The organism is Stenotrophomonas sp. YJH_SMC_19, from assembly GCF_059367915.1.
Genome location: NZ_JCAFRI010000008.1, coordinates 61,497 through 86,110, shown reverse-complemented (window position 1 = coordinate 86,110; position 24,614 = coordinate 61,497). Strand labels below are relative to the sequence as shown.

23 protein-coding genes are annotated in these 24,614 nt (G+C 67.3%); 20 read left to right on the top strand and 3 right to left on the bottom strand.

Annotated features, from left to right (window positions below; genetic code table 11):
- Window positions 1-116 precede the first annotated feature (116 nt).
- Complete coding sequence (locus tag AC5P5R_RS10775) at window positions 117-2,504, bottom strand: TonB-dependent receptor plug domain-containing protein (RefSeq protein ID WP_100438352.1); 2,388 nt, start codon at window positions 2,502-2,504, stop codon at window positions 117-119.
- Between the two features lie 335 nt (window positions 2,505-2,839).
- On the opposite strand from AC5P5R_RS10775, the gene AC5P5R_RS10770 reads away from it, so the two are divergent.
- Complete coding sequence (locus tag AC5P5R_RS10770; protein ID WP_005414284.1) at window positions 2,840-4,705, top strand: ABC-F family ATP-binding cassette domain-containing protein; 1,866 nt, start codon at window positions 2,840-2,842, stop codon at window positions 4,703-4,705.
- Between the two features lie 78 nt (window positions 4,706-4,783).
- Here the strand turns inward: AC5P5R_RS10770 and ampR are convergent, their stop codons facing one another.
- The gene (gene ampR, locus AC5P5R_RS10765) at window positions 4,784-5,650 is read right to left on the bottom strand and encodes a LysR family transcriptional regulator AmpR (protein ID WP_005410767.1); all 867 of its coding nucleotides are present in this window, start codon (window positions 5,648-5,650) and stop codon (window positions 4,784-4,786) included.
- A gap of 175 nt (window positions 5,651-5,825) precedes the next feature.
- Here ampR and blaL2 point away from each other — a divergent pair, with 175 nt between their 5' ends.
- The 3 genes from blaL2 (at window position 5,826) to AC5P5R_RS10750 (ending at window position 8,732) form a co-directional block, all read left to right on the top strand.
- Window positions 5,826-6,737: a L2 family extended-spectrum class A beta-lactamase gene (gene blaL2, locus AC5P5R_RS10760; RefSeq protein WP_012481073.1), complete on the top strand. Its 912-nt coding sequence runs from the start codon at window positions 5,826-5,828 to the stop codon at window positions 6,735-6,737.
- An 85-nt stretch (window positions 6,738-6,822) separates the two neighbouring features.
- On the top strand, window positions 6,823-8,037 hold the full coding sequence (locus AC5P5R_RS10755) for a cation:proton antiporter (RefSeq protein ID WP_005410765.1): 1,215 nt from the start codon (window positions 6,823-6,825) through the stop codon (window positions 8,035-8,037).
- 53 nt (window positions 8,038-8,090) lie between these two features.
- A complete protein-coding gene (locus AC5P5R_RS10750; protein ID WP_043035113.1) occupies window positions 8,091-8,732 on the top strand; it encodes a hypothetical protein in 642 nt (213 codons plus the stop codon).
- 49 nt (window positions 8,733-8,781) lie between these two features.
- On the opposite strand, the gene AC5P5R_RS10745 is transcribed toward AC5P5R_RS10750, so the two are convergent.
- Window positions 8,782-9,525 (bottom strand): DUF3011 domain-containing protein, encoded by a 744-nt coding sequence (locus AC5P5R_RS10745; protein WP_043035112.1) that lies wholly within the window; start codon window positions 9,523-9,525, stop codon window positions 8,782-8,784.
- 158 nt (window positions 9,526-9,683) lie between these two features.
- On the opposite strand from AC5P5R_RS10745, the gene aspS reads away from it, so the two are divergent.
- From aspS to ybgF, 16 genes are all read left to right on the top strand, one after another.
- Window positions 9,684-11,435: an aspartate--tRNA ligase gene (gene aspS / locus AC5P5R_RS10740; protein WP_164281662.1), complete on the top strand. Its 1,752-nt coding sequence runs from the start codon at window positions 9,684-9,686 to the stop codon at window positions 11,433-11,435.
- A gap of 16 nt (window positions 11,436-11,451) precedes the next feature.
- A complete protein-coding gene (locus AC5P5R_RS10735; RefSeq protein WP_005410761.1) occupies window positions 11,452-11,769 on the top strand; it encodes a hypothetical protein in 318 nt (105 codons plus the stop codon).
- Window positions 11,770-11,800: 31 nt separating this feature from the next.
- Complete coding sequence (locus tag AC5P5R_RS10730; protein WP_005410760.1) at window positions 11,801-12,322, top strand: GNAT family N-acetyltransferase; 522 nt, start codon at window positions 11,801-11,803, stop codon at window positions 12,320-12,322.
- A gap of 75 nt (window positions 12,323-12,397) precedes the next feature.
- Complete coding sequence (locus AC5P5R_RS10725) at window positions 12,398-13,030, top strand: esterase/lipase family protein (RefSeq protein WP_099527673.1); 633 nt, start codon at window positions 12,398-12,400, stop codon at window positions 13,028-13,030.
- A 208-nt stretch (window positions 13,031-13,238) separates the two neighbouring features.
- Complete coding sequence (locus AC5P5R_RS10720; protein WP_005410758.1) at window positions 13,239-13,970, top strand: YebC/PmpR family DNA-binding transcriptional regulator; 732 nt, start codon at window positions 13,239-13,241, stop codon at window positions 13,968-13,970.
- Between the two features lie 105 nt (window positions 13,971-14,075).
- Entirely contained in the window at window positions 14,076-14,597 is a 522-nt protein-coding gene (gene ruvC, locus AC5P5R_RS10715; RefSeq protein ID WP_005410757.1) for a crossover junction endodeoxyribonuclease RuvC, read from the top strand.
- A 13-nt stretch (window positions 14,598-14,610) separates the two neighbouring features.
- A complete protein-coding gene (gene ruvA / locus AC5P5R_RS10710; RefSeq protein WP_005410756.1) occupies window positions 14,611-15,204 on the top strand; it encodes a Holliday junction branch migration protein RuvA in 594 nt (197 codons plus the stop codon).
- A gap of 118 nt (window positions 15,205-15,322) precedes the next feature.
- The gene (locus AC5P5R_RS10705; protein ID WP_171956640.1) at window positions 15,323-17,173 is read left to right on the top strand and encodes a potassium transporter Kup; all 1,851 of its coding nucleotides are present in this window, start codon (window positions 15,323-15,325) and stop codon (window positions 17,171-17,173) included.
- Between the two features lie 546 nt (window positions 17,174-17,719).
- Entirely contained in the window at window positions 17,720-18,760 is a 1,041-nt protein-coding gene (gene ruvB / locus AC5P5R_RS10700; RefSeq protein ID WP_005410754.1) for a Holliday junction branch migration DNA helicase RuvB, read from the top strand.
- Window positions 18,750-19,181: a tol-pal system-associated acyl-CoA thioesterase gene (gene ybgC / locus AC5P5R_RS10695; RefSeq protein ID WP_012481069.1), complete on the top strand. Its 432-nt coding sequence runs from the start codon at window positions 18,750-18,752 to the stop codon at window positions 19,179-19,181. Before ruvB ends, ybgC begins: the two co-directional genes overlap by 11 nt.
- A gap of 10 nt (window positions 19,182-19,191) precedes the next feature.
- Entirely contained in the window at window positions 19,192-19,971 is a 780-nt protein-coding gene (gene tolQ / locus AC5P5R_RS10690; RefSeq protein WP_005410752.1) for a protein TolQ, read from the top strand.
- A 24-nt stretch (window positions 19,972-19,995) separates the two neighbouring features.
- Entirely contained in the window at window positions 19,996-20,424 is a 429-nt protein-coding gene (tolR, locus tag AC5P5R_RS10685; RefSeq protein ID WP_005410751.1) for a protein TolR, read from the top strand.
- Complete coding sequence (gene tolA / locus AC5P5R_RS10680) at window positions 20,414-21,469, top strand: cell envelope integrity protein TolA (RefSeq protein ID WP_005410750.1); 1,056 nt, start codon at window positions 20,414-20,416, stop codon at window positions 21,467-21,469. Before tolR ends, tolA begins: the two co-directional genes overlap by 11 nt.
- A gap of 283 nt (window positions 21,470-21,752) precedes the next feature.
- Window positions 21,753-23,072: a Tol-Pal system beta propeller repeat protein TolB gene (gene tolB, locus AC5P5R_RS10675; protein WP_005418511.1), complete on the top strand. Its 1,320-nt coding sequence runs from the start codon at window positions 21,753-21,755 to the stop codon at window positions 23,070-23,072.
- A gap of 64 nt (window positions 23,073-23,136) precedes the next feature.
- The gene (pal, locus tag AC5P5R_RS10670; RefSeq protein ID WP_005410748.1) at window positions 23,137-23,655 is read left to right on the top strand and encodes a peptidoglycan-associated lipoprotein Pal; all 519 of its coding nucleotides are present in this window, start codon (window positions 23,137-23,139) and stop codon (window positions 23,653-23,655) included.
- 3 nt (window positions 23,656-23,658) lie between these two features.
- Window positions 23,659-24,477 carry a tol-pal system protein YbgF gene (ybgF, locus tag AC5P5R_RS10665; protein ID WP_005414274.1) on the top strand — a complete coding sequence of 273 codons (819 nt, stop codon included), beginning with the start codon at window positions 23,659-23,661 and terminating at the stop codon, window positions 24,475-24,477.
- Window positions 24,478-24,614 lie beyond the last annotated feature (137 nt).

Genomic DNA, 24,614 nt, shown 5'->3' with positions numbered 1-24,614 from the left:
TTCGGAGCGCCCCTTCAACAAGAAGGGGCTCTCCTCCAGATGCGGCGAGGGGATGCCGGCCAGCGGCCGGCACTACCAGAGCGGCGCCGGGCAGGGCCCGGCACGCCCGTTACCGCTTACCAGGTGTACTTGATCCGCCCGTACACATACGCGCCGTTGAAGCCGAACGGCGAGTAGTTGCTGTACGGCAGCATGCCGAAGGTCGAGTTCTGCAGGTCTTCGGTGCGGTCCGGGTACTTGTCCAGCAGGTTGTCGGCGCCCACGGTCAGGGTCCAGTTGCTGCTCGGCTTGTAGCTGGCCGAGGCATCCACCACCCAGGCGTCGCCGTAGGTCTGGTCACGCAGCGCGGTGGCCGAGTTGCGCACGGTGAATTTGCCGTAGCGGGTGGCGGCCAGGCCCAGTTCCCAGTGGTCCGAACGCCAGGTGCCGCTCAGGATCGCCTTGTCGCGCGGGTAGCTGTCCTCGATGCGGCCAATTTCGTCGCGACCGATCAGCGACTGGGTCAGGCCCAGCGTTCCGAACACCGCCGGGGTGCCGCCAACGCGGCGCACTTCGGTGTCGTTGTAGCTGTATGCAGCGGTCAGCTCCAGGCTGCTGGCGTTGAACGGCACCGTATAGCTGGACACGAAGTCGACGCCACGGGTGCGCGTATCCAGGCCGTTGGTGAAGTAGGAGAACGCGGTCACCTGCGGCAGGCCCAGGGTGCCCAGCAGCGCGCTGGTGGCCGCGTTGGTGGTGATGCTGGACGACAATGCGATGCGGTCATCGATGTCGATCTGGTAGGCGTCGACGGTGATATACAGGCGGTCGGCCGGCTGCAGCACCAGGCCCAGGCTGTAGGAGGTGGAGGTTTCGGCCTTCAACGGCGAGGCGCCCAGCGCCTGCGCGGCCGGGCTGGTGGTCGGGAAGGTGCCACGCTCGACGAATACGCCATTGAGGAACTGGCTGGTGACCGCCTGGTAGCCCTGCTGCGCCAGCGACGGTGCACGGAAGCCACTGGAGGCGGTGGCCCGCAGCGCGACCTTGTCGGTGAATGCATAGCGCGCCGACAGCTTGCCGGAGAAGCGGTCGCCGAAGTCCGAGTAGTCCTCGTAGCGGCCGGTGATGCCGGCCGAGAACTTCTCGGTCAGGTCCGCTTCCAGGCCAGCATAGACCGCGTAGTTGTGGCGGTCGGCATGCACTTCATTGGTCGGGGTGAAGCCCGCGAAGCCCTGCGCGCCGCTGCCGGTGTACGAGTTCAGTTCGCCCGGGTTCTGGTCCCACTTTTCCTTGCGGTACTCACCACCGAAGGACAGCGTGACCGGGTAGGCCAGGCCCCAGTCCAGCGACTTGGTCAGGTCGGCATTGAAGATGTCCTGCTGGTACTTCAGCGTGCCGTCGTAGAACGAGCGCGGGCCGGTTGCGCCGAGGCTGTAGTTGATGCTGTTGCGGGTGTGGAAGTCGAGGGTGTTCTCACCGTGGTTCAGGCTCAGGTCCCAGGTCCAGCCGTTGTCGGTGTTGCCCTTGACCCCGGCCACCAGCGAGCGGTCCTTCGAATACTGGTTGATCTCCGGCACGAAGCCGTCGGGGTAGGTCTGTGCCAGCAGCGCGCTCTGCCCGCTGTGGTTGCGCGAACGGTAGAACGCGAACGAGGTGATGTCGCGGTTGCTGAGCAGCGCGCTGGCGTAGCCGGTCACGTGGTCGCTGAAGTCGAAGCTGGCGTTGGCCGACGCGGCGGTGGCATCCACGCGCGGGTCGCCGACGATGAAGGTCTTCTGGCCGATGCTGGGGAAGTTGCCGGTGTTCGGGGTGGTGCCGCGGTACGGGCCGGCGCGGTTGCTCTCGTCCTGCTGGCTGATCTGGCCAGCCACGTGAACGCGACCACGGCCGTTGCCGAACTCGACGCCGGTATCGCCGGAGAGCTGGTACTTGTTGCCGTCACCGGCCGAGTACTGGCCGTAGTCCACGGCCAGGCTGCCGCCACGGCCGCTGCCCTTGAGCACGATGTTGATGACGCCTGCAATGGCGTCCGAGCCGTACTGTGCCGACGCACCGTCGCGCAGCACTTCCACGCGCTCGATGGCGGCGATCGGGATCGCATTGATGTCCACCGCCGACGAGCCACGGCCGATGCTGCCGTTGACGTTGATCATCGCCGAGGTATGGCGGCGCTTGCCGTTGACCAGCACCAGCACCTGGTCCGGCGACAGGCCGCGCAGCTGCGCCGGGCGCACGCCACTGGTGCCGTCGGTCAAGGCCGGGCGCGGGAAGTTCAGCGAGGGCAGGGCGCGTGACAGTGCGGTGGCCAGTTCACCGGTGCCGGTGGACTGCAGCACTTCAGGGGTGATGATGTCGATCGGCGACTGCGATTCGGCGACGGTGCGGTCGGCCACGCGGGTGCCGGTGACGATCACCGTGTCCAGGGTGTTGGCGGCGGTGCCGGCCTGCTGGGCATCGGCAACGAACGGAGAGCCACCGAGTGCGACAGCGACGGCGGCGGCGATCAGGCTGGTCTTGCGGGTCATCGGGATGGGGCTCCGGTTGGCGGGGGTGGCACCGGAATCGACATCACGGGGGTGAGGCGGACGGCGGTTGTTGCGGTGCGCAAGGCAGGAATTAACGGGATATTCAGTGCCTGTCAAATGGTTGCAACAGGAAAAAACGTTGCAGCAGCAACCATTTAGCGGCAGAGGGCAGCGGCGGGAGGTGGGGCCCGGGGGCTGCGCGGGGCCGACGAGGGAGAGAGTTGGCCTGCCGCCGCGCATCCCGGGGCGCGTCAAGTATTCGTTAACGCTAGAATTACGTCGCAGGAACAGTGCTCACCAGCACATTCCATCCGGTTATATGGACCCCTCCCCCGATGATCTCCCTTCGTAATTTCGCCTTGCGCCGCGGCGAGCGGCTGCTGTTGTCCAATGTCGACCTGACCCTGCACGCCGGTTACCGGGTGGGCGTGGTCGGCCGCAACGGTGCTGGCAAGTCCAGCCTGTTCGCGGCGGTGAAGGGCGAGCTGGAGGCCGACAAGGGTGACGTCGACCTGCCCGGCAAGGTCCGTATCGCCAGCGTGGCCCAGGAAACCCCGTCGCTGCCGGACCCGGCGCTGAGCTTTGTGCTGGGCGGGGATACCGATGTGGCTGCGGTGCTGGCTGAAGAGGCTGAAGCAACCGCGCGCGAAGATTGGGAGGCGGTGGCCAACGCGCACACGAAGATGGCCGAGATGGGGGCCTACGACGCCGAAGCGCGCGCCGGCAAGCTGCTGCACGGCCTCGGTTTCCCGGCCGAGACCCACCACCGCGCGGTGTCCTCGTTCTCCGGCGGCTGGCGCGTACGCCTGAACCTGGCCCGCGCGCTGATGATGCCCAGCGACCTGTTGCTGCTGGACGAACCGACCAACCACCTGGACCTGGACGCGGTGTACTGGCTGGAGCAGTGGCTGCTGAAGTACCCCGGCACCCTGCTGTTGATCTCGCATGACCGCGAGTTCCTCGACAACGTGGCCACCCACACCCTGCACCTGCACGGCGGCGGCGCCAAGCTCTACCCGGGCGGTTATACCGATTTCGAGCGCCAGCGCGCCGAACAGCTGCGCCAGCAGCAGATCGCGCACGAGAAGGAACAGGCCGAGCGCGCCCACCTGCAGAGCTTCATCGACCGCTTCAAGGCACAGGCCAGCAAGGCCGCGCAGGCGCAGAGCCGCATGAAGCGCCTGGCCAAGCTGGCCGGCACCGAAGCAGTGCGCGCCGAGCGCGAGTTCCGCATCGAGTTCGCGCCGCCGGCCAAGCTGCCGTTCTCGCTGATCCGCCTGAACCATGTCGAGGCCGGCTACGGCAAGGATGCAGTGATCCTGCACAACGTCGGCTTTGGTCTGGAAGCGGGCCAGCGCATTGGCCTGCTCGGCCCGAACGGTGCCGGCAAGACCACCCTGGTGAAGACCCTGGTGGGCGAGCTGGCGCCGATCGTCGGCGAGCGCATGGCGCACCCGGACCTGAAGATCGGCTACTTCGCCCAGCACACGGTGGAGTCGCTGCACGAAGGCCAGTCGCCGATGGAGCACTTCCGCGAGATCGCCCCGGACGCACCGAACCAGTCGTTCCGCGACTTCCTCGGCAAGTGGAACTTCCCGGGTGACCGCGCGTTCGAGCCGGTCGATGGCTTCTCCGGTGGCGAGCGCGCACGCCTGGCGCTGGCGCTGATCGCCTGGCAGCAGCCGAACGTGCTGCTGCTGGACGAACCGACCAACCACCTTGACCTGGAAATGCGCGAAGCGCTGGCCGAAGCATTGGCCACCTTCGAAGGCGCGATCGTGATGGTCTCGCACGACCGCCATCTGATCGGCCTGGTCTGCGATACCTACTGGCGCGTGGCCGATGGCGTGGTCGAGCCGTTCGATGGCGACCTGGATGCCTACGCCGCGTGGCTGCGTACCCGCCCGCAGGCGCAGGGCACCAAGGCGCGCATGGAACAGGTGGAAGAGCCGGTGGTGGTCAAGACCGCCCCGGTGGCGCAGGTGGTGCAGAAGAAGCCGGTGAACCCGCACAAGCTGGCCGCCGCTGAAGCCAAGGTGGCCGAGCTGGAAGGTGCCCTGGCCGAGCTGGACCGCCAGCTGGCCGACCCGGCCAACTACGCCGATGCCACGCGCATGGCCGTGCTTGGCCGCGATCGCGAAACCGCCGCCGCGCAGCTGGAAAAGGCCGAAGCCGCCTGGATGGAACTGCTCGAGTCCTGACCGGTAGTGCCGGCCGCTGGCCGGCAGCGCGATGCGCCCACAACGATCAAGGGATTGCCGGCCAGCGGCCGGCACTGCCTACCCGCCCTGTGCCTGCAGCCATTCGCGGAAGCGCCTGGCCGGCTCACGTTCGGCACGCGATCGCAGCCGCGTCAGCCAGTAGCGCCCCAGCTCCAGCGTGGTGCTGAACGGCTGCAGCAGGCGACCCTCGGCCAGTTCCTGCTCGAACATGCGCAGCGGCAGCAAGGCCACACCGGCGCCACCGGCGGCCGCCATCGCGACCGTCAACGAGGAATCGAATACCGGCCCGCGCGCTTCCACGCCGCTGACCCCGGCCGCCTGCAGCCAGCGCGGCCATTCGTCGCTGCGGTAGGAACGAAGCAGCGGCAGCGTGCCCAGGTCGCGTGGCTGTTTCAGGCGCCGCGCCAGCGCCGGTGCGCACAGCGGTGCAAACGGCGCGTCGAGGATCGCCGTGCACGCCTGGCCCTGCCAGTCGCCATCACCAAAGCGGATCGCCAGGTCCAGCCCTTCTCCGGCCAGGTCGATGCGGTTGTTGTGGGTCTGCAGGCGCAGCTCGATGTCCGGGTGCGCTGCCTCGAACGCGGCCAACCGTGGCAGCAGCCAGCCGGTGGCGAAGGTGCCGACCACGCCCAGGGTCAGCACTTCACGCGCAGGTCCGCCGGTGTAACGCGCGATGCTGGCGGAGATGCGCTCGAACGATTCGTTGAGCACCGGATACAGGGCCGCGCCTTCATCGGTGAGCGCCACGCCGCGCGGGAGGCGATGGAACAGGCGGATGCCGAGCCGGTCCTCCAGCCCACGGATCTGGTGGCTCAGTGCGGCCTGGCTGACACACAGCTCCAGCGCGGCACGGGTGAAGTTCTGGTGGCGGGCGGCGGCCTCGAAGGCGCGCAGCGCGTTCAGTGGCAGGGTAGGGTGCAACATCGCGCAGTCGTGAGCTGGAGTGATGGATGATCCTAACGCTTCAACGAGACATTTCGGAAAATTAAGGGGTTGAATGCGTCAGGCATTAATTGAACTAATGTCTCTCGCAGATTTTTTGCGCTGGTCGCCCCCGATCAAGGCTTCAATAATCGAGCAGTCCCCCAGGAGAACCCGCATGCTCGCCCGTCGCCGATTCCTGCAGTTCAGTGCTGCCGCCGTGGCTTCCTCGCTTGCCTTGCCGCTGCTGGCACGTGCAGCGGGCAAGGCCACCGCCAACGCACCCACCGATGCCGCCATCACCGCCGCCAGTGATTTCGCCGCGCTGGAAAAGGCCTGCGCCGGACGCCTCGGCGTGACCCTGCTGGACACTGCCAGCGGTCGCCGCATCGGTCATCGCCAGGACGAGCGCTTCCCGATGTGCAGCACCTTCAAGAGCATGCTGGCGGCCACCGTGCTCAGCCAGGCCGAACGCATGCCGGCATTGCTGGACAGGCGCGTGCCGGTGGGCGAGGCCGATCTGCTCTCGCATGCACCGGTCACCCGCCGCCACGCCGGCAAGGACATGACCGTGCGCGATCTGTGCCGTGCCACGATCATCACCAGCGACAACACCGCCGCCAACCTGCTGTTCGGCGTGGTCGGTGGCCCGCCCGCAGTGACCGCGTTCCTGCGCGCCAGCGGCGACACGGTGAGCCGCAGTGACCGCCTGGAGCCGGAGCTGAACAGCTTTGCCAAGGGCGACCCGCGCGACACCACCACGCCGGCGGCGATGGCCGCGACCCTGCAGCGCGTGGTGTTGGGCGAGGTACTGCAACCGGCTTCGCGGCAGCAGCTGGCCGACTGGCTGATCGACAACGAAACCGGCGACGCCTGCCTGCGCGCGGGCCTGGGCAAGCGCTGGCGCGTGGGTGACAAGACCGGCAGCAATGGTGAAGACGCGCGCAACGACATCGCCGTGCTGTGGCCCGTAGCCGGGGGCGCCCCGTGGGTGTTGACGGCTTATCTGCAGGCAGGTGCGATCAGCTACGAGCAACGCGCTAGCGTGCTGGCACAGGTGGGGCGGATTGCCGACCGGTTGATCGGATGAGGTAACCGGGGTCATTCAAACGTGGCTTGCCGGATCGGTTCGGCGCGCGCATCCTGCGCGCGTTCGAACCACACGGAAGTCCCCCATGAGCCATGAACTGATCTACCTGCTGCTGATCTTCGCGCTGCTGGTGATCCCGCGCGCGCTGCAGCGTTTCAGCCTGCCCGCGCCGCTGACCTGCCTGCTGTTCGGCATCATCGGCATGCTCTGGCTGGGCGACCAGGCCCATGATGCGGTGATCGGCCTGCTGGCCACGCTGGGCATTTCCTCGCTGTTCCTGTTCGCCGGCCTGGAAGTGGACCTGCAGGCGCTGCGCCGTGGCATGTGGCCGCTGCTGGCGCACCTGGTGATCCGTACCGGCACGCTGTTCGGCGTGGGCTGGCTGGCCTGGCGTTATGCGGGGCTGCCGTGGCAGGCCGCCGGCCTGCTGGCGCTGGCGCTGCTGACGCCGTCCACGGGCTTCATCATGGACTCGCTGTCGCGGCTGGGCCTCAGCGAAGACGAGCGGTTCTGGGTGACCAGCAAGGCCATCGCCGGTGAACTGCTGGCGCTGGCGGCGTTGTTCATCGTGCTGCAGGCCGGTGATCCAGGGCACATGGCGTTGTCCAGCCTGGCACTGCTGGCGATGATGATCGGCCTGCCGCTGCTGTTCATCGCGCTGGGCCGCTGGGTGGCACCGCACGCGCCGGGCTCGGAATTCTCGCTGCTGGTGATGGTCGGCATGGTGGCGGCCTACATCACCTACCTGCTGGGCGTGTACTACCTGGTTGGCGCGTTCATCGCCGGCCTGGTCGCGCGCCTGCTGCACCAGCGCATGCCGCTGCTGGCCTCGCACGAGAACCTGCACGCGCTGCGCCTGTTCGCCTCGTTCTTCGTGCCGTTCTACTTCTTCAACGCCGGCACCAAGGTGCCCGCCGAAGCGCTGAGCTTCGAGGCGCTGGGGCTGGGCATCGTGATCACCCTGGTGGTGCTGCCGCTGCGCATCGGCGTGGTCTGGCTGCAGCGCCGGGTGATGTTCGGCGAGAGCTTCCGCAGCAGCTTGCGGGTCTCGCTGGCGCTGGCACCGACGCTGATCTTCACCCTGGTGCTGGCGGCGATCATGCGTGAGCGCTTCCAGATTCCGGCGGTGCTGTTCGGTGCGCTGCTGCTGTACGCGGCGCTGACCACGCTGCTGCCGTCGCTGGTGTTCCGTACACCGTTTGACGTTGATCCGGTGGAGCAGGAGCCGGCCGGCGAGGGCGAGGCCGCACCGGTGGCGGCGACCGAAGCACTGCCGGCAGCACCGTCTGCCGAGCGCTGAGCGGGACTGGCGCGCGGTTTGCGCCCATCGTCCATGGCCGTTAGGGTTGGGGCATGAGACCGATTGCCGTTGCCACTACCGCCGCCCTCCTGCTCAGCCTCGCTGCGTGCACGCAGCGCTCCGATACAGTCGCTCATGACCTGGCGACCGCACCGGCCGATGCGTTCATGGCCGCCGTCGCCGCACATTGCGGCCAGGCCTACGTCGGCAAGGTGGTGGAGGACACGCCTGCACCGACCTCCAAGGATCCGTTCGCCGGGCAGCGCCTGGTCATGCATGTGCGCGGCTGCGCCGACCCGGCGCACGAGCTGCGCATCCCGTTCCATGTCGGTGATGACCACTCGCGGACCTGGGTGCTGACCCGCACGCCGAACGGGCTGCGGCTGAAGCACGACCATCGCCACGAAGACGGCAGCCCCGACGCGATCACCCTGTACGGTGGCGACAGCACGCCGCCGGGCACCGCCGAGCGCCAGCAGTTCCCGGCCGATGCCGATTCGGTGGCGATGTTCCGCCGTGCCGACATGCTGGCTTCCACGCACAACACCTGGGCGATGGAGATCGATCCGGACCAGACGTTCGTCTACGAACTGACGCGCCCGGATGGCCGCCGCTTCCGCGTGCAGTTCGACCTGAGCAAGCCGGTCGACCTGCCGCCTGCACCGTGGGGCGACGACACAGCACCCGCGCCGTGATCCCGGGGTCGGATCCCTCCTGCGGAGGGCTCTGACCCCAACCCTGCACTCATCGCGTGCCGAAGCGCGCCCGGCAGCCGTTGCTCACCCACACCTGGCCACGCGAATAGCCCCAGCTGCGGCCTTCCTGGCAGGCGCTGCCCGACAGCTGCTGCTGCAGCACCGGCCGGCCCTGGCGCTCGTCCCAGTCGCAGGTCTGCGAGCGGTTGTTGTTGCTGCTGCAGGTGATCGAATAGTTGCTGTTGCCGCCTCCCCAGCCACCGCCACCACCGCCCCAGCCGCGGGCTTCGGCGAACTCCGCGCGGCAGCCGCTGCTGACCCACACCGCGCCGTTGCGCACGCCCCAGGTGCGGCCTTCGTCGCAAGGGCTGCCGGACAACTGGCGGACCAGGCGGGCATTGCGCCAGCCGACCGGGCAGCTGCGCTCGCGGTTGTTCTGGCTTTCGCAGCGGATGGTCTCGCCGGGCCGACCGTTGTTGCCTCCCCAGCCACCGCCATTGCCGCCGCCCCAGCCACCACGGGCCTCGACGAACTCGGCGCGGCAACCATTGGTGACCCAGATGCTGCCATTGCGGCTGCCCCAGGAGCGCCCTTCCTCGCAGGGGCTGCCAGACAACTGACGGACCAGCTGCGCGCCGCGCCAGCCGGTGTTGCAGACCCGTTCGCGGTTGCTCTGGCTTTCGCAGCGGATCACCCCGTTCTGCGCAGAGGCGGACGGGGCGGGCAGGGCAAGGGTCCCCAGCGCACCCAGGCTGAGGGTCACGGCCAGGCTGGCCAGGGACAGCGGTTTCATGTCGGCATCCCATACGGTGGCAGGTGCCCGACTATAGGGAGGGGGACGATCAAGCCGGTGTGACTGGCCGGATTTGCCCCAGCCGGGGCCTCGGCCGCAGAATACGAGGCTTTCCGGCCCCCATCCGGTGCCGGCGTTCTCCAGCGGAGCTTCCCCCCATGCGTACCCACTTCTGCGGCCTGGTCGACGAGACCCTGATTGGCCAGACTGTCACCCTCGCCGGCTGGACCGACGTGGCCCGTAACCAGGGCGGCGTCTGCTTCATCGATCTCCGCGATCATGAAGGCATCGTGCAGGTGACGGTGGAGGTCGACAATGCCGAAGTGTTCGCGGTGGCCGCGTCGTTGGGCTACGAGGATGTGCTGCAGGTGGAAGGCGTCGTGCGTGCCCGCCACGCGGTGAACGACAAGATGCGCACCGGCAAGGTGGAAGTGATCGCCACCGCCATCACCGTGCTGAACAAGGCTGCGCCGCTGCCGTTCCACGCCCACGAGAACCCGGGCGAGGAAACCCGCCTGAAGTACCGCTACCTGGACCTGCGCCGCCCGGAAATGCAGCGCATGCAGCGCACCCGCATCAAGCTGGTGCAGGCGCTGCGCCGCCACCTGGACGAAAAGGGCTTCCAGGAGATCGAAACCCCGATCCTGACCAAGGCCACCCCGGAAGGCGCACGCGACTTCCTGGTGCCGGCGCGCATGCACCCAGGCGAGTTCTACGCACTGCCGCAGAGCCCGCAGCTGTTCAAGCAGATCCTGATGGTGGCCGGCTTCGACCGCTACTACCAGATCGCGCGCTGCTTCCGCGACGAGGCCCTGCGTGCCGATCGCCAGCTGGAGTTCACCCAGCTGGACATGGAATTCGCCTTCGTCCGCGAGCGCGACGTGCAGGATTTCGTCGAGGACATGATCCGCGCCATCTTCAAGGAAGTGGTGGACGTGCAGCTGGACGCCAGCTTCCCGCGCATGACCTGGGCCGAGGCCATGCGCCGCTACGGCTCGGACAAGCCGGACCTGCGCATCGCGCTGGAGCTGGTGGACGTGGCCGAACTGGTCAAGGACAGCGAGTTCCCGGTGTTCACCGGCCCGGCCAATGATGCCGAGGGCCGCGTCGCTGCGCTGCGCATCCCGGGCGGTGCGTCGCTGTCGCGCAAGCAGATCGACGAATACGCCGCGCATGCCGCCAAGTACGGCGCCAAGGGCCTGGCCTACATCAAGATCGCCGACAACGGCGAAATCAGCTCGCCGATCCAGAAGTTCTTCAGCGAAGCGTCGTTCGCCGCGCTGGTCGCCCACGTCGGCGCCGGCAACGGCGACATCGTGTTCTTCGGTGCCGGCGGCTACAACAAGGTCTCCGACTTCATGGGCGCGCTGCGCCTGAAGGCCGGCAAGGACTTCGGCCTGGTCGCCGACGGCTGGGCGCCGCTGTGGGTCACCGACTTCCCGATGTTCGAGTGGGACGAGGAAGAACAGCGCTACGTCGCCCTGCATCACCCCTTCACCGCACCGGCCGTGGACGACATCGCCGACCTGCGCGCCAATGCCCGTACCGCCGTTTCGCGCGGCTACGACATGGTGCTCAACGGCAATGAGATCGGCGGCGGTTCGATCCGTATCCACCGTCCGGACATGCAGAGCGCGGTGTTCGAGCTGCTGGGCATCGGTGCCGAAGAAGCCCGTGCCAAGTTCGGCTTCCTGCTCGACGCGCTGAACTACGGCGCGCCGCCGCACGGTGGCATCGCCTTCGGCATCGACCGCATCGCCGCGCTGATGGCCGGCACCGAGTCGATCCGCGACGTCATCCCGTTCCCGAAGACCACTGGTGCACAGGATCTGATGACCGACGCGCCGTCGCCGATCGTCGACGCGCAGCTGGCCGAAGTGCACATCCAGGTTCGCCCCAAGACCAACTGATCAGGAGATCCAGGCAATGACCGAGTTTGCGTTTTCGCTGGAGTGGGAAAAGCTGGGCAATGAAGGCTCCGAGGCCAACCTGGTCACCGAGCGTGCACGCGTGTTCGGCGGTTGGCTGGTCCGCGTCGGTACCAACCCGGCCGCGATGGCCCTGACCTTCGTCGCCGACGGCGAAGGCCGTTGGGATGGAGAAGACTTCGGCGTCGAGGATTACGAGGACGACGAAGAGGAAGAGTACGACGAGGACGAGGAAGGCGAGGAAGACGAGGACGAAGAGGAATACGAGGAAGAGGACGAGGAAGACGAAGAAGCGGAATCGTCGGAAAAGGCTTGACCGCCCCTTCGCGCTGACGTCAACTTGCTGCATGTATTCCATCCGCCGCGCCACCGTGGACGACGCGCCGACCCTGTCGGCGCTGGCCGCCCGCACGTTCACCGAAACCTTCGGCCATCTGTATCCGCCGCAGGACCTGCAGGCCTTCCTTGAGGAGGCCTACACGGTCGAGCGCCAGCGCGTGATCCTGGCCCACCCGGATTACGCGGTGTGGCTGCTGGAGCTGGACGGGGAGGCGGTCGGCCATGCCGCTGCCGGCCCCTGTGGCCTGCCGCACCCGGACGTGAAGCCCGGTGACGGCGAACTCAAGCGCCTGTACCTGATCAAGACGCAGCAAAGCTGCGGCTGGGGCAGCCGCCTGCTGGAAACCGCGCTGGCCTGGCTGGAACACGAGGGCCCGCGCACCCTGTGGTTGGGCGTGTGGTCGGAGAACTTCGGCGCACAGCGCTTCTACGCCCGCTACGGGTTCGAGAAGGCCGGCGAATACCTGTTCCCGGTGGGCGACACGAACGATCTCGAATTCATCCTGCGCCGCGCACCGCGCGCGGCCTGATGTTCACTGCCGCTTGCTGCGTGCGCGTGTTCAATCACCGTACGTTCCTGCCCCGCTGACCGCCAGGCTGTTTGCATGACTCCCCCCGTATTGCTGCTGCATGGCATCTGGAACGCCCGCGCCTGGGTCGGGCCGCTGGCCTGGCGCCTGCGCGCGCGCGGCTTCCAGGTGCACGCGTTTGGTTATTCCTCGGTGTTCGGTGGCCCGGACGTGGCCGTACCGCAGCTGCTGGAGCGGCTGGCCGACGCCGGCCCACTGAGTTTGGTCGGCCACAGCCTGGGCGGGCTGCTGGCGCTGGAAGCGCTGCGGCGCAATCCGCAGCTGCCGGTGCAGCGCGTGGTCTGCCTGGGCTCACCGCTGCGCGGCAGTGGCACCGCGCGCTCGTTGTCCGATCATGGTTGGGGCCTGGCGCTGGGGCGCAGCAGCGAGCTGCTGCTGGACGGCCTGCCGGACTGGCAGGGCAAGGCCGAGGTCGGGCTGATCGCCGGTTCGGTGCCGCACGGTCTGGGCAGCCTGCTGGGCGCGATGGACGACGCCTCCGATGGCACTGTGGCCCTGGCCGAAACCCACCTGCCGGGCCTGACCGATCATTGCGTGGTGCGCACCAGCCACAGCGGCCTCGTGGTGTCGCCGGATGCCGCGCGGCAGACCGCGCATTTCCTGCGCCACGGCCAGTTCGACCACAGCCGCGACGCCGCCGCCGCGTAATCTGGTTGGGCGACCGGGCTGCCTTGGTGGGTGCGAACCGTCCTGCCCTGGTGGGTGCGACCGGCCTACCTCGGTGGGTGCGAACCGTTGGTTCGCACGCGCTTCGCCGGGCCATGCCCGACGGCATCTCTCCGCCCTAGACACGGTTGCCGCCCCCGATCAGGTAGAATCCGCGCCTTGATCCTGAAGCAGCCAGACGGTAGCACCCATGGGTAGAGGCCCCTCCATCGAAGCCCGCAAGAACGCGTCCGACGCGAAGCGCGGCAAGATTTTCACCAAGATCATCCGCGAGATCGGCGTTGCCGCGCGCGGCGGTGGAGGCGACCCCAACAACAACCCGCGCCTGCGCGTGGCGGTGGACAAGGGTCTGGCCGTGAACATGTCCAAGGACGTGATCGAGCGCGCCATCAAGAAGGCCACCGGTGAACTGGAAGGCGTCGACTACGAGGAAATCCGCTACGAAGGCTACGCCCCAGGTGGCGTGGCCGTGATCGTCGACTGCCTGACCGACAACCGCGTGCGCACCGTGGCCGATGTCCGCCATGCGTTCAGCAAGTGCGGCGGCAACATGGGCACCGAAGGCTCGGTGGCCTTCATGTTCAAGCGCCTGGGCGTGCTCAGCTTCGCCCCGGGTGCCGACGAGGAAGCCATCACCGAGGCGGCCATCGAGGCCGGCGCTGATGACATCGTGGTCTATCCGGACGATGGCTCGATCGATGTGGTCACCAGCCCTGACGCGTTCAGCGCAGTCAAGGACGCGATGGCCGCCGCTGGCCATGTCGCCGACCACGCCGAGATCACCTTCCGCGCCGACAACGACATCAAGGTCGAGGGCGAGGTCGCCCTGCAGGTCAAGAAGCTGCTGGACATGCTGGAAGACCTGGACGACGTGCAGGACGTGTATTCCAACGCCGAACTCGGCGCCGACGCCTACGCCTGAGCCGTCTTCGACGGCCTGGGCGCGGGCCGTTGAACGGTCACCGCGGACAGTCATGAGCCCATACGCCTGCCAGCGCATTCCGTTCCGCCCCGCCAGGAGTGCAGCATGACCCGCATCCTCGGCATCGACCCCGGTTCGCAGCGGACCGGGGTCGGCATCATTGATGTCGATGCCACCGGCCGCGTCAGCTACGTGCACCACCAGCCGCTGGTGCTGCTGGGCGCTGACGACTTCCCGCAGCGCATGAAGCTGCTGGTGCTGGGCCTGGCCGACCTGTGCCGCGAGTATGAGCCGCAGGAAGTGGCCATCGAACGCGTGTTCATGGCCCGCAACCCCGATTCGGCATTGAAGCTGGGCCAGGCCCGTGGCGCGGCGATCTCGGCGGTGGTGCTGCGCGACCTGCCGGTGCACGAATATGCTGCCAGCGAGATCAAGCTGGCGGTTGTCGGGCGCGGTGGCGCCGAAAAGCAACAGGTTCAACACATGGTCGGGCTCATGCTCAACCTGAAAATCAAGCTGCAGGCCGACGCGGCCGACGCGTTGGCGGTGGCGATCACCCATGCCCACGTAAGGGCGACGGCCAACCGCCTGGGGCTCAGTGCCCGCCAGGCATGGGGCCGCAAATGAGGAGCTGCACGCAATGATCGGTCGACTGCGCGGCATCGTCGCCTACAAGGCGCCGCCGTGGCTGGTGGTGGACGTGAACGGAGTGGGCTACGAACTGGAGGCGCCGATGAGCACCTTCTACGACCTGCCCGAGCTCGGCCGCGAGGTCACCCTGTATACCCACTACTCGCAGAAGGAAGACAGCGTCTCGCTGTACGGCTTCCTGCGCGAGGGCGAGCGGCGCCTGTTCCGCGATGTGCAGAAGGTCAGCGGCATCGGCGCGAAGATCGCGCTGGCCGTGCTGTCCGGCGTCACCGTCGAGGAGTTCGCGCGCATGGTCCAGGCCGGTGACATCACCGCGCTGACCCGCATTCCGGGCATCGGCAAGAAGACCGCCGAGCGCATGGTGCTGGAGCTGCGTGACCGCGCGGCCCAGTTCGGTGCCGGCGGCGCGCTGCCCACCGGCAGCGGCCCGGCCCCGGCCGATCCGCTGTCCGACGCCACCGTGGCCCTGCAGCAGCTGGGCTACAAGCCGGCCGAAGCCGCGCGCATGGCCCGTGATGCCTTCAATGAAGGCGACGAAGTGGCCACCGTGATCCGCAAGGCGCTGCAGTCGGCGCTGCGTTGATCCGCCTTCCTTTCCTTCAACAAACCGCCTGAGCTTCGCCAGGAGTCCCATGTCCAGCAGTCAAACCCCGCACGCAGCCGCCCCCGGCGGCCACGGTCACGCTCCTCCAGCCGGAGGCATGGCGCTGATCATCGGTGCGATCGGCGTGGTCTTCGGCGATATCGGTACCAGCCCGCTGTACACCCTGAAGGAGGCGTTCTCGCCGCACTATGGGCTCAACAGCGACCACGACACCGTGCTGGGCGTGCTGTCGCTGGCGTTCTGGGCGCTGAACATCGTGGTCACGCTGAAGTACGTGACCATCATCATGCGCGCCGACAATGACGGCGAGGGCGGCATCATGGCGCTGATGGCACTGACCCAGCGCACCCTGCGCAACGGGTCGCGCTCGGCCTATGTGGTGGGCATCCTCGGCATCTTCGGCGCCTCGCTGTTCTTCGGCGACGGCGTGATCACCCCGGCCATTTCAGTGCTGGGCGCGGTTGAGGGCCTGGAGGTGGCGGCCCCCGGCCTGCATGCCTTCATCGTGCCGATCACGGTGGTGGTGCTGTTGATGGTGTTCGCCGCGCAGCGCTTCGGCACCGAGAAGATCGGCAAGGCGTTCGGCCCGATCACGTCGGTCTGGTTCATTTCGCTGGCGGCGATCGGCATCTACAACATCGTCGACGCGCCGGAAGTGCTGAAAGCCTTCAACCCGTGGTGGGCGATCCGCTTCTTCATGGAGCACGGCTGGCACGGCATCTTCATCCTGGGTGCGGTGGTACTGGCGGTGACCGGCGGCGAAGCGCTGTACGCCGATATGGGCCATTTCGGCGCCAAGCCGATCCGCCACGCCTGGTACTTCTTCGTGCTGCCGTGCCTGGTGCTGAATTACCTGGGGCAGGGCGCGCTGGTGCTCAACCATCCCGAGGCGCTGAAGAACCCGTTCTTCGAGGCCGTGCCGTCGTGGGCACTGTACCCGATGATCATCCTGGCCACCATGGCGGCGGTGATCGCCTCGCAGTCGGTCATCACCGGCGCGTTCTCGGTCTCGCGCCAGGCCATGCAGCTGGGCTACATCCCGCGCATGCGCATCAAGCACACCTCGCACGACACCATCGGCCAGATCTACATCCCGGGCATCAACTGGGGCATCGCGGTGATGGTGATCGGCCTGGTGCTGGCGTTCCGCAGCTCGTCCAACCTGGCCGTGGCCTACGGCATCTCGGTGTCGGCCACCATGCTGATCGATACCCTGCTGCTGGCCCTGGTCGCCCGCTCGCTGTGGCCGAAGGCGCGCGCCTGGCTGCTGCCGCTGTGCGTGGTGTTCTTCATCATCGACCTCGGCTTTGTCATCGCCAACGGCGCCAAGCTGCTGCAGGGCGCCTGGTTCCCGGTGGTGCTGGGTATCTTCCTGTTCACCATGATGCGCACCTGGCGGCGTGGCCGCGAGCTGCTGCGTGATGAGATCCGCAAGGACGGCATCCGCCTGGACACCTTCCTGCCGGGCCTGATGCTGGCACCGCCGGTACGCGTGCCGGGCACCGCGGTGTTCCTCACCGCCGACCCGACCGTGGCCCCGCACGCGCTGATGCACAACCTCAAGCACAACAAGGTGCTGCACGAGCGCAACGTGTTCCTGCACGTGGAAACCCTGCCCATTCCCTATGCGATGGAAGGGCAGCGGCTGAAGATCGAGTCGGTGGGCGACGAGTTCTACCGGGTCTATGTGCGCTTCGGTTTCATGGAAACCCCGGACGTGCCGCTGGCGCTGATGCGCTCGTGTGACCACGGCGGCATCTACTTCGACCCGATGGACACCACCTTCTTCGCCAGCCGCGAAACCATTGTGGCCACCGCCAACCGCGGCATGCCGATCTGGCGCGACAAGCTGTTCGCGCTGATGCATCGCAACGCCGCCCCGGCCACGGGCTTCTTCCGGATTCCGGGCAACCGCCTGGTGGAACTCGGCGCGCAGGTGGAGATTTAATCTCCACCTGCGCTACGCCCCACACGCATTCCACCTTACTCCCCGCCTATCGGCGCGCCTCCTTGAAACGCAGGCGCCGTTGGCGCCGGCGTTCCGCGCATTCCACCTTATCCCCCCGCCAGTCGGCGCGCCCCCTTGAACAACAAGGGGGTTTGGCTTCCCGAAGTGTTCCGCGCCAGCAGCTGGGCATCGCTCGGCTGCACCGTCCCATCCACGCATGGCGCGGATCTACCGTGTCGACCAAGGTCGACACCTACCAGATCCGACCCCGTGCCGACCAACGGTCGGCACCCACCAAAGCAGAACGCCGTTCCGACAGACCGCAGGAAACTGTCGAAGGCGGGGTGGGTCCGGTTGCGGGGGTGTCCGCGGCATGGATGCCGCGGCCAAGCCCCCAAGGACGGGTTCACGGCGTCCCCCGCGACCGGACCCACCCCGCCATCCCCAGTAGATTCGCAATTGACGTTGACGTTGACGTTGACGTTGCCTCTGCGGGTGCCGGGCGCAGCCCGGCCGAAACCCGTACTTTTGCCGCATAATCAGCACATGACCGACGACCGCATCATCGGCGCCGGCGCCACCCGCGAGGATGACGCCGCCGACGCCAGCATCCGCCCAAAGCGCCTTGCCGACTACCTCGGCCAGGTGCCGGTGCGCGAGCAGATGGAAATCTACATCCAGGCGGCCAAGGGGCGTGGCGACGCGCTCGACCACGTACTGATCTTCGGGCCGCCGGGCCTGGGCAAGACCACCCTCAGCCATGTCATCGCCAACGAACTGGGCGTGGCCCTGCGCGTGACCTCCGGCCCGGTGATCGAAAAGGCCGGCGACCTGGCTGCGCTGCTGACCAACCTGCAGCCGCACGACGTGCTGTTCATCGACGAGATCCATCGCCTGTCGCCGGTGGTCGAGGAAGTGCTGTACCCGGCGATGGAAGATTTCCAGATCGACATCATGATCGGCGAGGGCCCCGCCGCCCGCTCGATCAAGATCGACCTGCCGCCATTCACCCTGATCGGCGCCACCACCCGCGCCGGCCTGCTGACCGCGCCGCTGCGCGACCGCTTCGGCATCGTCCAGCGCCTGGAGTTCTACAGCGTCGAGGAACTGACCCGTATCGTGCGCCGCTCCGCCAGCATCCTCGGCATCGACTGCACCGCCGATGGGGCAGGGGAGATCGCGCGCCGCGCGCGTGGTACCCCGCGTATCGCCAACCGCCTGCTGCGACGCGTGCGCGACTATGCGCAGGTCAAGGCCGGTGGCCACATCGACGAGCCCGTGGCCCAGGCCGCGATGAAGATGCTCAAGGTCGACCCGGAAGGCTTCGACGAGCTTGACCGGCGCCTGCTGAAAACGATGGTGGACTACTTCGACGGTGGCCCGGTCGGCATCGAATCGCTGGCCGCGGCGCTGTCCGAAGAGCGTGGCACGCTGGAAGACGTGGTCGAGCCGTACCTGATCCAGCAGGGCTTCCTGGTGCGTACCGCGCGTGGCCGCATGGCCACCCATAAGGCCTACCGGCACATGGGTCTGAAGCCGAAGAACCCGCCGCAGGACCTGTTCGCGGAGGTTCCCGATGTCGGTTGAGCCACTATTCAGTTGGCCGACACGCATTTACTGGGAAGATACCGACGCTGGCGGCGTGGTCTACCACGCCCGCTACGTGGCCTTCATGGAACGGGCCCGGACCGAATGGATGCGTTCGCTCGGCTACGGCCAGGAGCGCATGCGCGCCGAGCACGGGATGATCTTCGCGGTGCGCTCGATGCAGATGGATTTCATCAGGCCGGCACGGCTGGATGACACCCTGCAGGTGAGTGCCCGCCTGGTCCAGCTGAAGAAGGCCAGCATGGTCTTCGACCAGCAGATCCTGCGCGACGGCGAATTGCTGCTGTCGGCCCAGGTCCGCATCGCCGCACTGGACGCGGCCAGTTTCCGCCCGCGTGGCATGGACGAGGCCGTCCTTGCCGTGCTGCAACCCCACCTCCACCCCGAATCCGAACACTGAGGAACAACGGATGATCGCAACGCTCCTGGCCCTGCAGGCCACGGTCACCGAGGCACTGCCGGCCGACGTCAGCAACGCCGCGACACAGACCCTTGCCCAGGCCACCACCGGCGGCGGCATCAACTACCTCGAACTGATGGCCAAGGCCAGCCTGCCGGTGAAGATCATCGTGCTGCTGCTGCTGGTCGGCTCGTTCGTCAGCTGGGTGATCATTTTCCGCAAGGCCCGCGTGTTCAAGCAGGCCACCCGCGAAGCCGACGAGTTCGAGAACCGCTTCTGGTCCGGCGCGGACCTGGGCAAGCTGTACAGCGCGGCCACCGACCGCAGCCGCAGCGTGACCGGCCTGGAAGCCATCTTCGAAGCAGGGTTCCGCGAATACACCCGCCTGCGTGACAAGCGCCGCCTGGATGGCCGCGCCCAGCTGGAAGGCGCGCAGCGTGCGATGCGCACCACCTATACCCGCGAAGTGGACCAGCTCGAGCGCAACCTGGAACTGCTGGCCAACATCGGTTCGACCGCGCCGTACGTGGGCCTGGTCGGCACCGTGTTCGGCATCATGGTGACCATGCACGACATGATCAGCAGTGGTGCGCAGGCTGGCATCGCCGCCGTCGCGCCGGGCATCTCCGAGGCACTGTTCGCTACCGCCATCGGCCTGTTCGTGGCGATCCCGGCGGTGTGGGCCTACAACCGCTTCACCACGCGCGTTGAGCGCATGTCGGTGCGGTTCGAGACCTTTGCCGAAGAGTTCAGCTCCATCCTGCAGCGCCAGAGCGCTGGCGACGAGTAAGCGCCTGACCCGGGAGTCCAAGCCATGTCCGCTGCCATCGGTCGCCGCAAGCGCCGCAAGCTGAAATCGGAAATCAACGTCGTTCCCTACATCGACGTCATGCTGGTGCTGCTGATCATCTTCATGGTCACCGCGCCGCTGCTCACCCTGAGCTTCGACGTCGACCTGCCGCAGTCCAACGCCAAGGCGCTGGAGAGCAAGCAGGACCCGGTGATCGTCTCGGTGCGGCAGGACGGCCAGCTCAGCCTGAAGCTGCCCGATGCCAAGGAACCGACCGCCGTGTCGGCCGAGGAACTGGAAGGCCGCCTGGCCGGCATCGCCGCCCAGGACAAGGGCGTGCGCGTGATCGTCGCCGCCGACCGTGCCGTGGCCTATGAAAAGGTCATCGCCGCGATGGATGTGATCAAGCGCGCCAAGGTAGACAAGGTAGGCCTGGCCACCGATGCACGCTGACGCCCTGCCACCCCCGCATCAGCGCGAACCCGGCTGGGGCCTGCCCCTGGCATTGGCGTTGCTGGTGCACCTGCTGGTCGCGCTGGTCTTCATCGTGGCCTGGTTCTGGTCGCCCGAGCGCAACACCGACGCCGCCGCCGGTGATCCGTCGGTCGAGGCCAGCCTGGCGCTGTCCGCGTCGGAGGCTTCCGCTGCGCGCCAGGCCCTGCGCCAGTCGGAAAAGCTGGAAGACCTGCCGCCGCCGGTGGCCGAGCCCATCCCGGTGCCGGAAGACACCATTCCGCCGCCGCAGCCGATCCCGGAACCGCGCCCGCAGGACGCGCCCACGCCGCAGCAGCAACAGGCGCAGGAGCGTGTCGCGCAGCCGGATACCAAGGACCAGGAAGCGGTGAGTGCGCTGGCCATCTCCCAGGAGAAGGCCAAGCAGGAACAGGAAGCCAAGCGCCGACAGGAACAGATCGACCTGACCGAACGCAAGCGCCAGGAAGAAGCCGAGCAGAAGCTGCGCCTGGCCAAGCAGCAGGAAGCGGACGAGAAGAAGAAGCAGGCCGAGCAGGAGCGCGTGGCCGCTGACAAGGCCGAGGCCGAGAAGCAGAAGAAGATCGCCGAGATCCGTGCCCGCCGCGAGCAGGCCGAGAAGGAAGCCAAGCTGGCCGAGCAGAAGCTGCGCCAGGTGGCCGCCGCGCGCAATGCCGCCGGCAGTGCCGCTGCCGGTTCCAGTGGTGCCTCGCAGCCGGCCGCCGGTGGCGGTGGCAACAGCGACGACCTTTCGGCCAAGTACGCAGCCGCCATCCAGGCCAAGGTGCTGTCGCAGTGGGTGCGCCCGGATACGGTGCCGTTGGGCCAGCGCTGCCAGATCACCATCACCCAGATTCCGGGTGGTACGGTGATGCAGGCCAAGGTCAGCCCGAACTGCCCGTACGACGAGGCCGGCAAGCGCTCGATCGAGGCCGCCGTGCTCAACGCGCAGCCGCTGCCGTACCGCGGCTTCGAGTCGGTGTTCGCACGCACGCTCAACTTCACCTTCACCGCCCAGGATCGCTGAGGCGGGCAGGGCAGGGTGGCTCTCCGCTGCCCGCGTCCACGGATGTCGCGCTTGCCTCTGGCAGGCCAGGTCTCGGCCGGGCAGGCTGTGGGCTGCTGTCGGACACCGCCCCGCAGGGCGGCGTGACGGGGCACATGGGCGCGATGTTAGCCACGACGTTAACGGTGCGTGAGAGGACGGGCTGGAACTGACCCGGAATTCACGTACCCTTGGTTCATGATTGCGAAGCGGTTCACTGCCGCTTTGTTATCCCTCGTTCCGGTTTCCCCCTATTGAGCGCTCCATGAAAAAGATGCCTCGCTGGCTTGCCGTGTTTGCGGCCCTGTTGCTGCCCTTTGCTGCCGTCGCGCAGCAGAAGGGGCTGGATATCGACATCATCGGCGGCAATGCTTCCGCGCTGCCGATCACCATCGTGCCGATGCCTTACCAGGGGTCGTCGGCTGCACCGCAGACCGACGTCGCCGGCGTGGTCCGTGCCGACCTGGAGCGTTCGGGCCAGTTCCGTACGCTGCCCGAAGCGCAGATCGTCGAGAAGCCGGTGCGCGGCGGCGACATCCAGTTCGCCACCTGGCGCGCGCTGAAGCAGAACTACATCGTGGTCGGCCGCGTGCTCGACGCCGGTGCCGGCGCCTACCGCGTCGAGTACGAACTGTTCGACGTACCCAAGGGCGAGCGCCTGCTGGGCCTGGCGATGACCGCCCGTGGCAACGCCATGCGCGACGTTGCCCACCAGATGGCCGACGCCATCTACGAAAAGATCACCGGTGTGCGCGGCGCCTTCTGGACCCGCATCGCCTACGTGACCGCCAGCGGCAAGGGCGACGCCATGCGCTACGCGCTGATGGTGGCCGACTCCGATGGCTTCAATCCGCAGACCATCGTGCGTTCGGCCGAGCCGCTGCTGTCGCCGTCGTGGAGCCCGGATGGCAGCAAGCTGGCCTACGTCAGCTTCGAGCGTGGCAATTCGGCCATCTACATCCAGAACATCGGTACCGGCGCGCGTGAGCTCGTCACCAGCTTCCGCGGCATCAACAGCGCCCCGGCGTTCTCGCCGGACGGCCGCAAGCTGGCCCTGACCCTGTCGCGTTCGGGCAACCCGGAAATCTACGTGATGGACCTGGGCAGCAAGCAGCTGACCCAGCTGACCAACCACTTCGCCATCGATACCGAGCCGACCTGGGCGCCGGACGGCAGCGCGGTGTACTTCACCTCCGACCGCGGCGGCCGTCCGCAGGTCTACAAGGTCGGCGCGGGCGGCGGCAGCGCCGAGCGCGTGACCTTCCAGGGCAACTACAATGCCAAGCCCTCGGTGTCCTACGACGGCAAGAAGATCGCCGTCGCCCAGGGCTCGGGCAACAGCTACAAGATCGCGATGATGGACAGCTCGCTGGGTTCGCCGCGCTGGAGCACGCTGTCCCCGGGCTCGCTGGATGAATCGCCGAGCTTTGCGCCCAACGCGAGCATGGTGTTGTACGCCGCCCGCGAAGGTGGCCGTGGTGTGTTGTATGCCGTCTCGGCCGATGCGCGGGTTCGCCAGCGCCTGGTCCTGGCCGATGGTGATGTGCGCGAGCCGGCATGGTCCCCATACCGTACCCAGCGCTAAAAGAGTGTTAATATTTTCGTTGTCTTGAACCCCTCATCGGCCTAGGAGCCACAAAGGTATCGCCATGAACAAGTCCACCCGCGTTCTGCTTGTTTCCCTGCTGTCTGTGGCCGTCCTGGCCGGTTGCTCGAAGAAGGTGAAGGAAGAGCCGGCAGCCCCGGTCGACACCGGCACCTCGACCACCACCCCGACCGGTCCGTCGACCTCGGGCCTGTACGGCCCGGGCGACCTGGATACCGACGCTTGCCTGCGCCAGCGCGTTGTCTACTTCGACCTGGACAAGGAAGACGTGAAGCCGGAATTCCAGGCCATCATGGCGTGCCACGCCAAGTACCTGCGTGACCGTCCGTCCTCGCGCATCACCCTGCAGGGTCACACCGACGAGCGCGGTTCGCGCGCGTACAACCAGGCCCTGGGTGAGCGTCGTGGCAACGGCGTCAACTCGGCCCTGCAGGCCAACGGTGGCTCGGCTTCGCAGCTGACCGTCGTTTCCTACGGTGAAGAGCGTCCGGTCTGCACCGAGTCGAACGAGTCCTGCTGGTCGCAGAACCGTCGCGTCGAAATCGTCTACACCGCGCAGTAATCCATGCGCATTGGCATCAAACTGATGCTGGTCGTTGCGGCAGCCCTCGTGGCTGCCGCACCGGCGCATGCACAGCGACAGAGCCTGGCTGACCGTGTCGGCGCGCTCGAGCAGCAGATGTACAACAACAGTGCCAACCAGGACCTGTTGAACCAGATCAACCAGCTGCGGCAGCAGGTCACCAGCCTGCAGGCCTCGATCGAGCAGTTGCAGCACGACAACGCCCAGCTCAAGCAGTCCGCCCAGGACCAGTACCTGGATCTGGACAGCCGCCTGAACCGGTTGGAAGGGGGCAATGCGGCCCCGGCCCTGCCGCCCGTTCCGGCGAGCGCGCCGAAGGCCGCACCGGCCCCGGCAAAACCCGCAGCGGCGGCCACTTCCGAGCGGCCGCCTTCCGTCCATGGTGATGCCGGCAGCCTTGCCGCCACCGGCGACGAGCGCACCTCCTACAACGTCGCCTTCGACTCGCTGAAGGCCGGCAAGTACGATGATTCGGCGCAGCTTTTCCTGAGCTTCCTGCAGCTGTATCCGAACGGCGTCTACGCGCCGAACGCGCTGTACTGGTTGGGCGAGAGCTACTACGCCACCCGCAATTTCCCGATGGCCGAGACCCAGTTCCGTGAACTGCTCGCGCGCTATCCGACCCACGACAAGGCCGCTGGCGGCCTGCTCAAGGTTGGCCTCTCGCAGTATGGCGAGGGCAAGGTCGACCAGGCCCAGCAGACGCTGGAGAGCGTCGTGGCGCAGTACCCGGGCTCGGACGCCGCGCGCACCGCCCAGGATCGGCTGCAGTCCATCCGCCTCGGCAAGCAGATCCGTTGATCCGCTGACCGGGGGTACAATGCGTACCCTGGCGCCGGGCTGATTTCCGGCAGCCTCCTGTAGAGCCGAGCCCATGCTCGGCTGCTTTCGTTTCCGGCGCCGATAAATCGGTCGCCCGTCCCATGAAGAATTGTTTG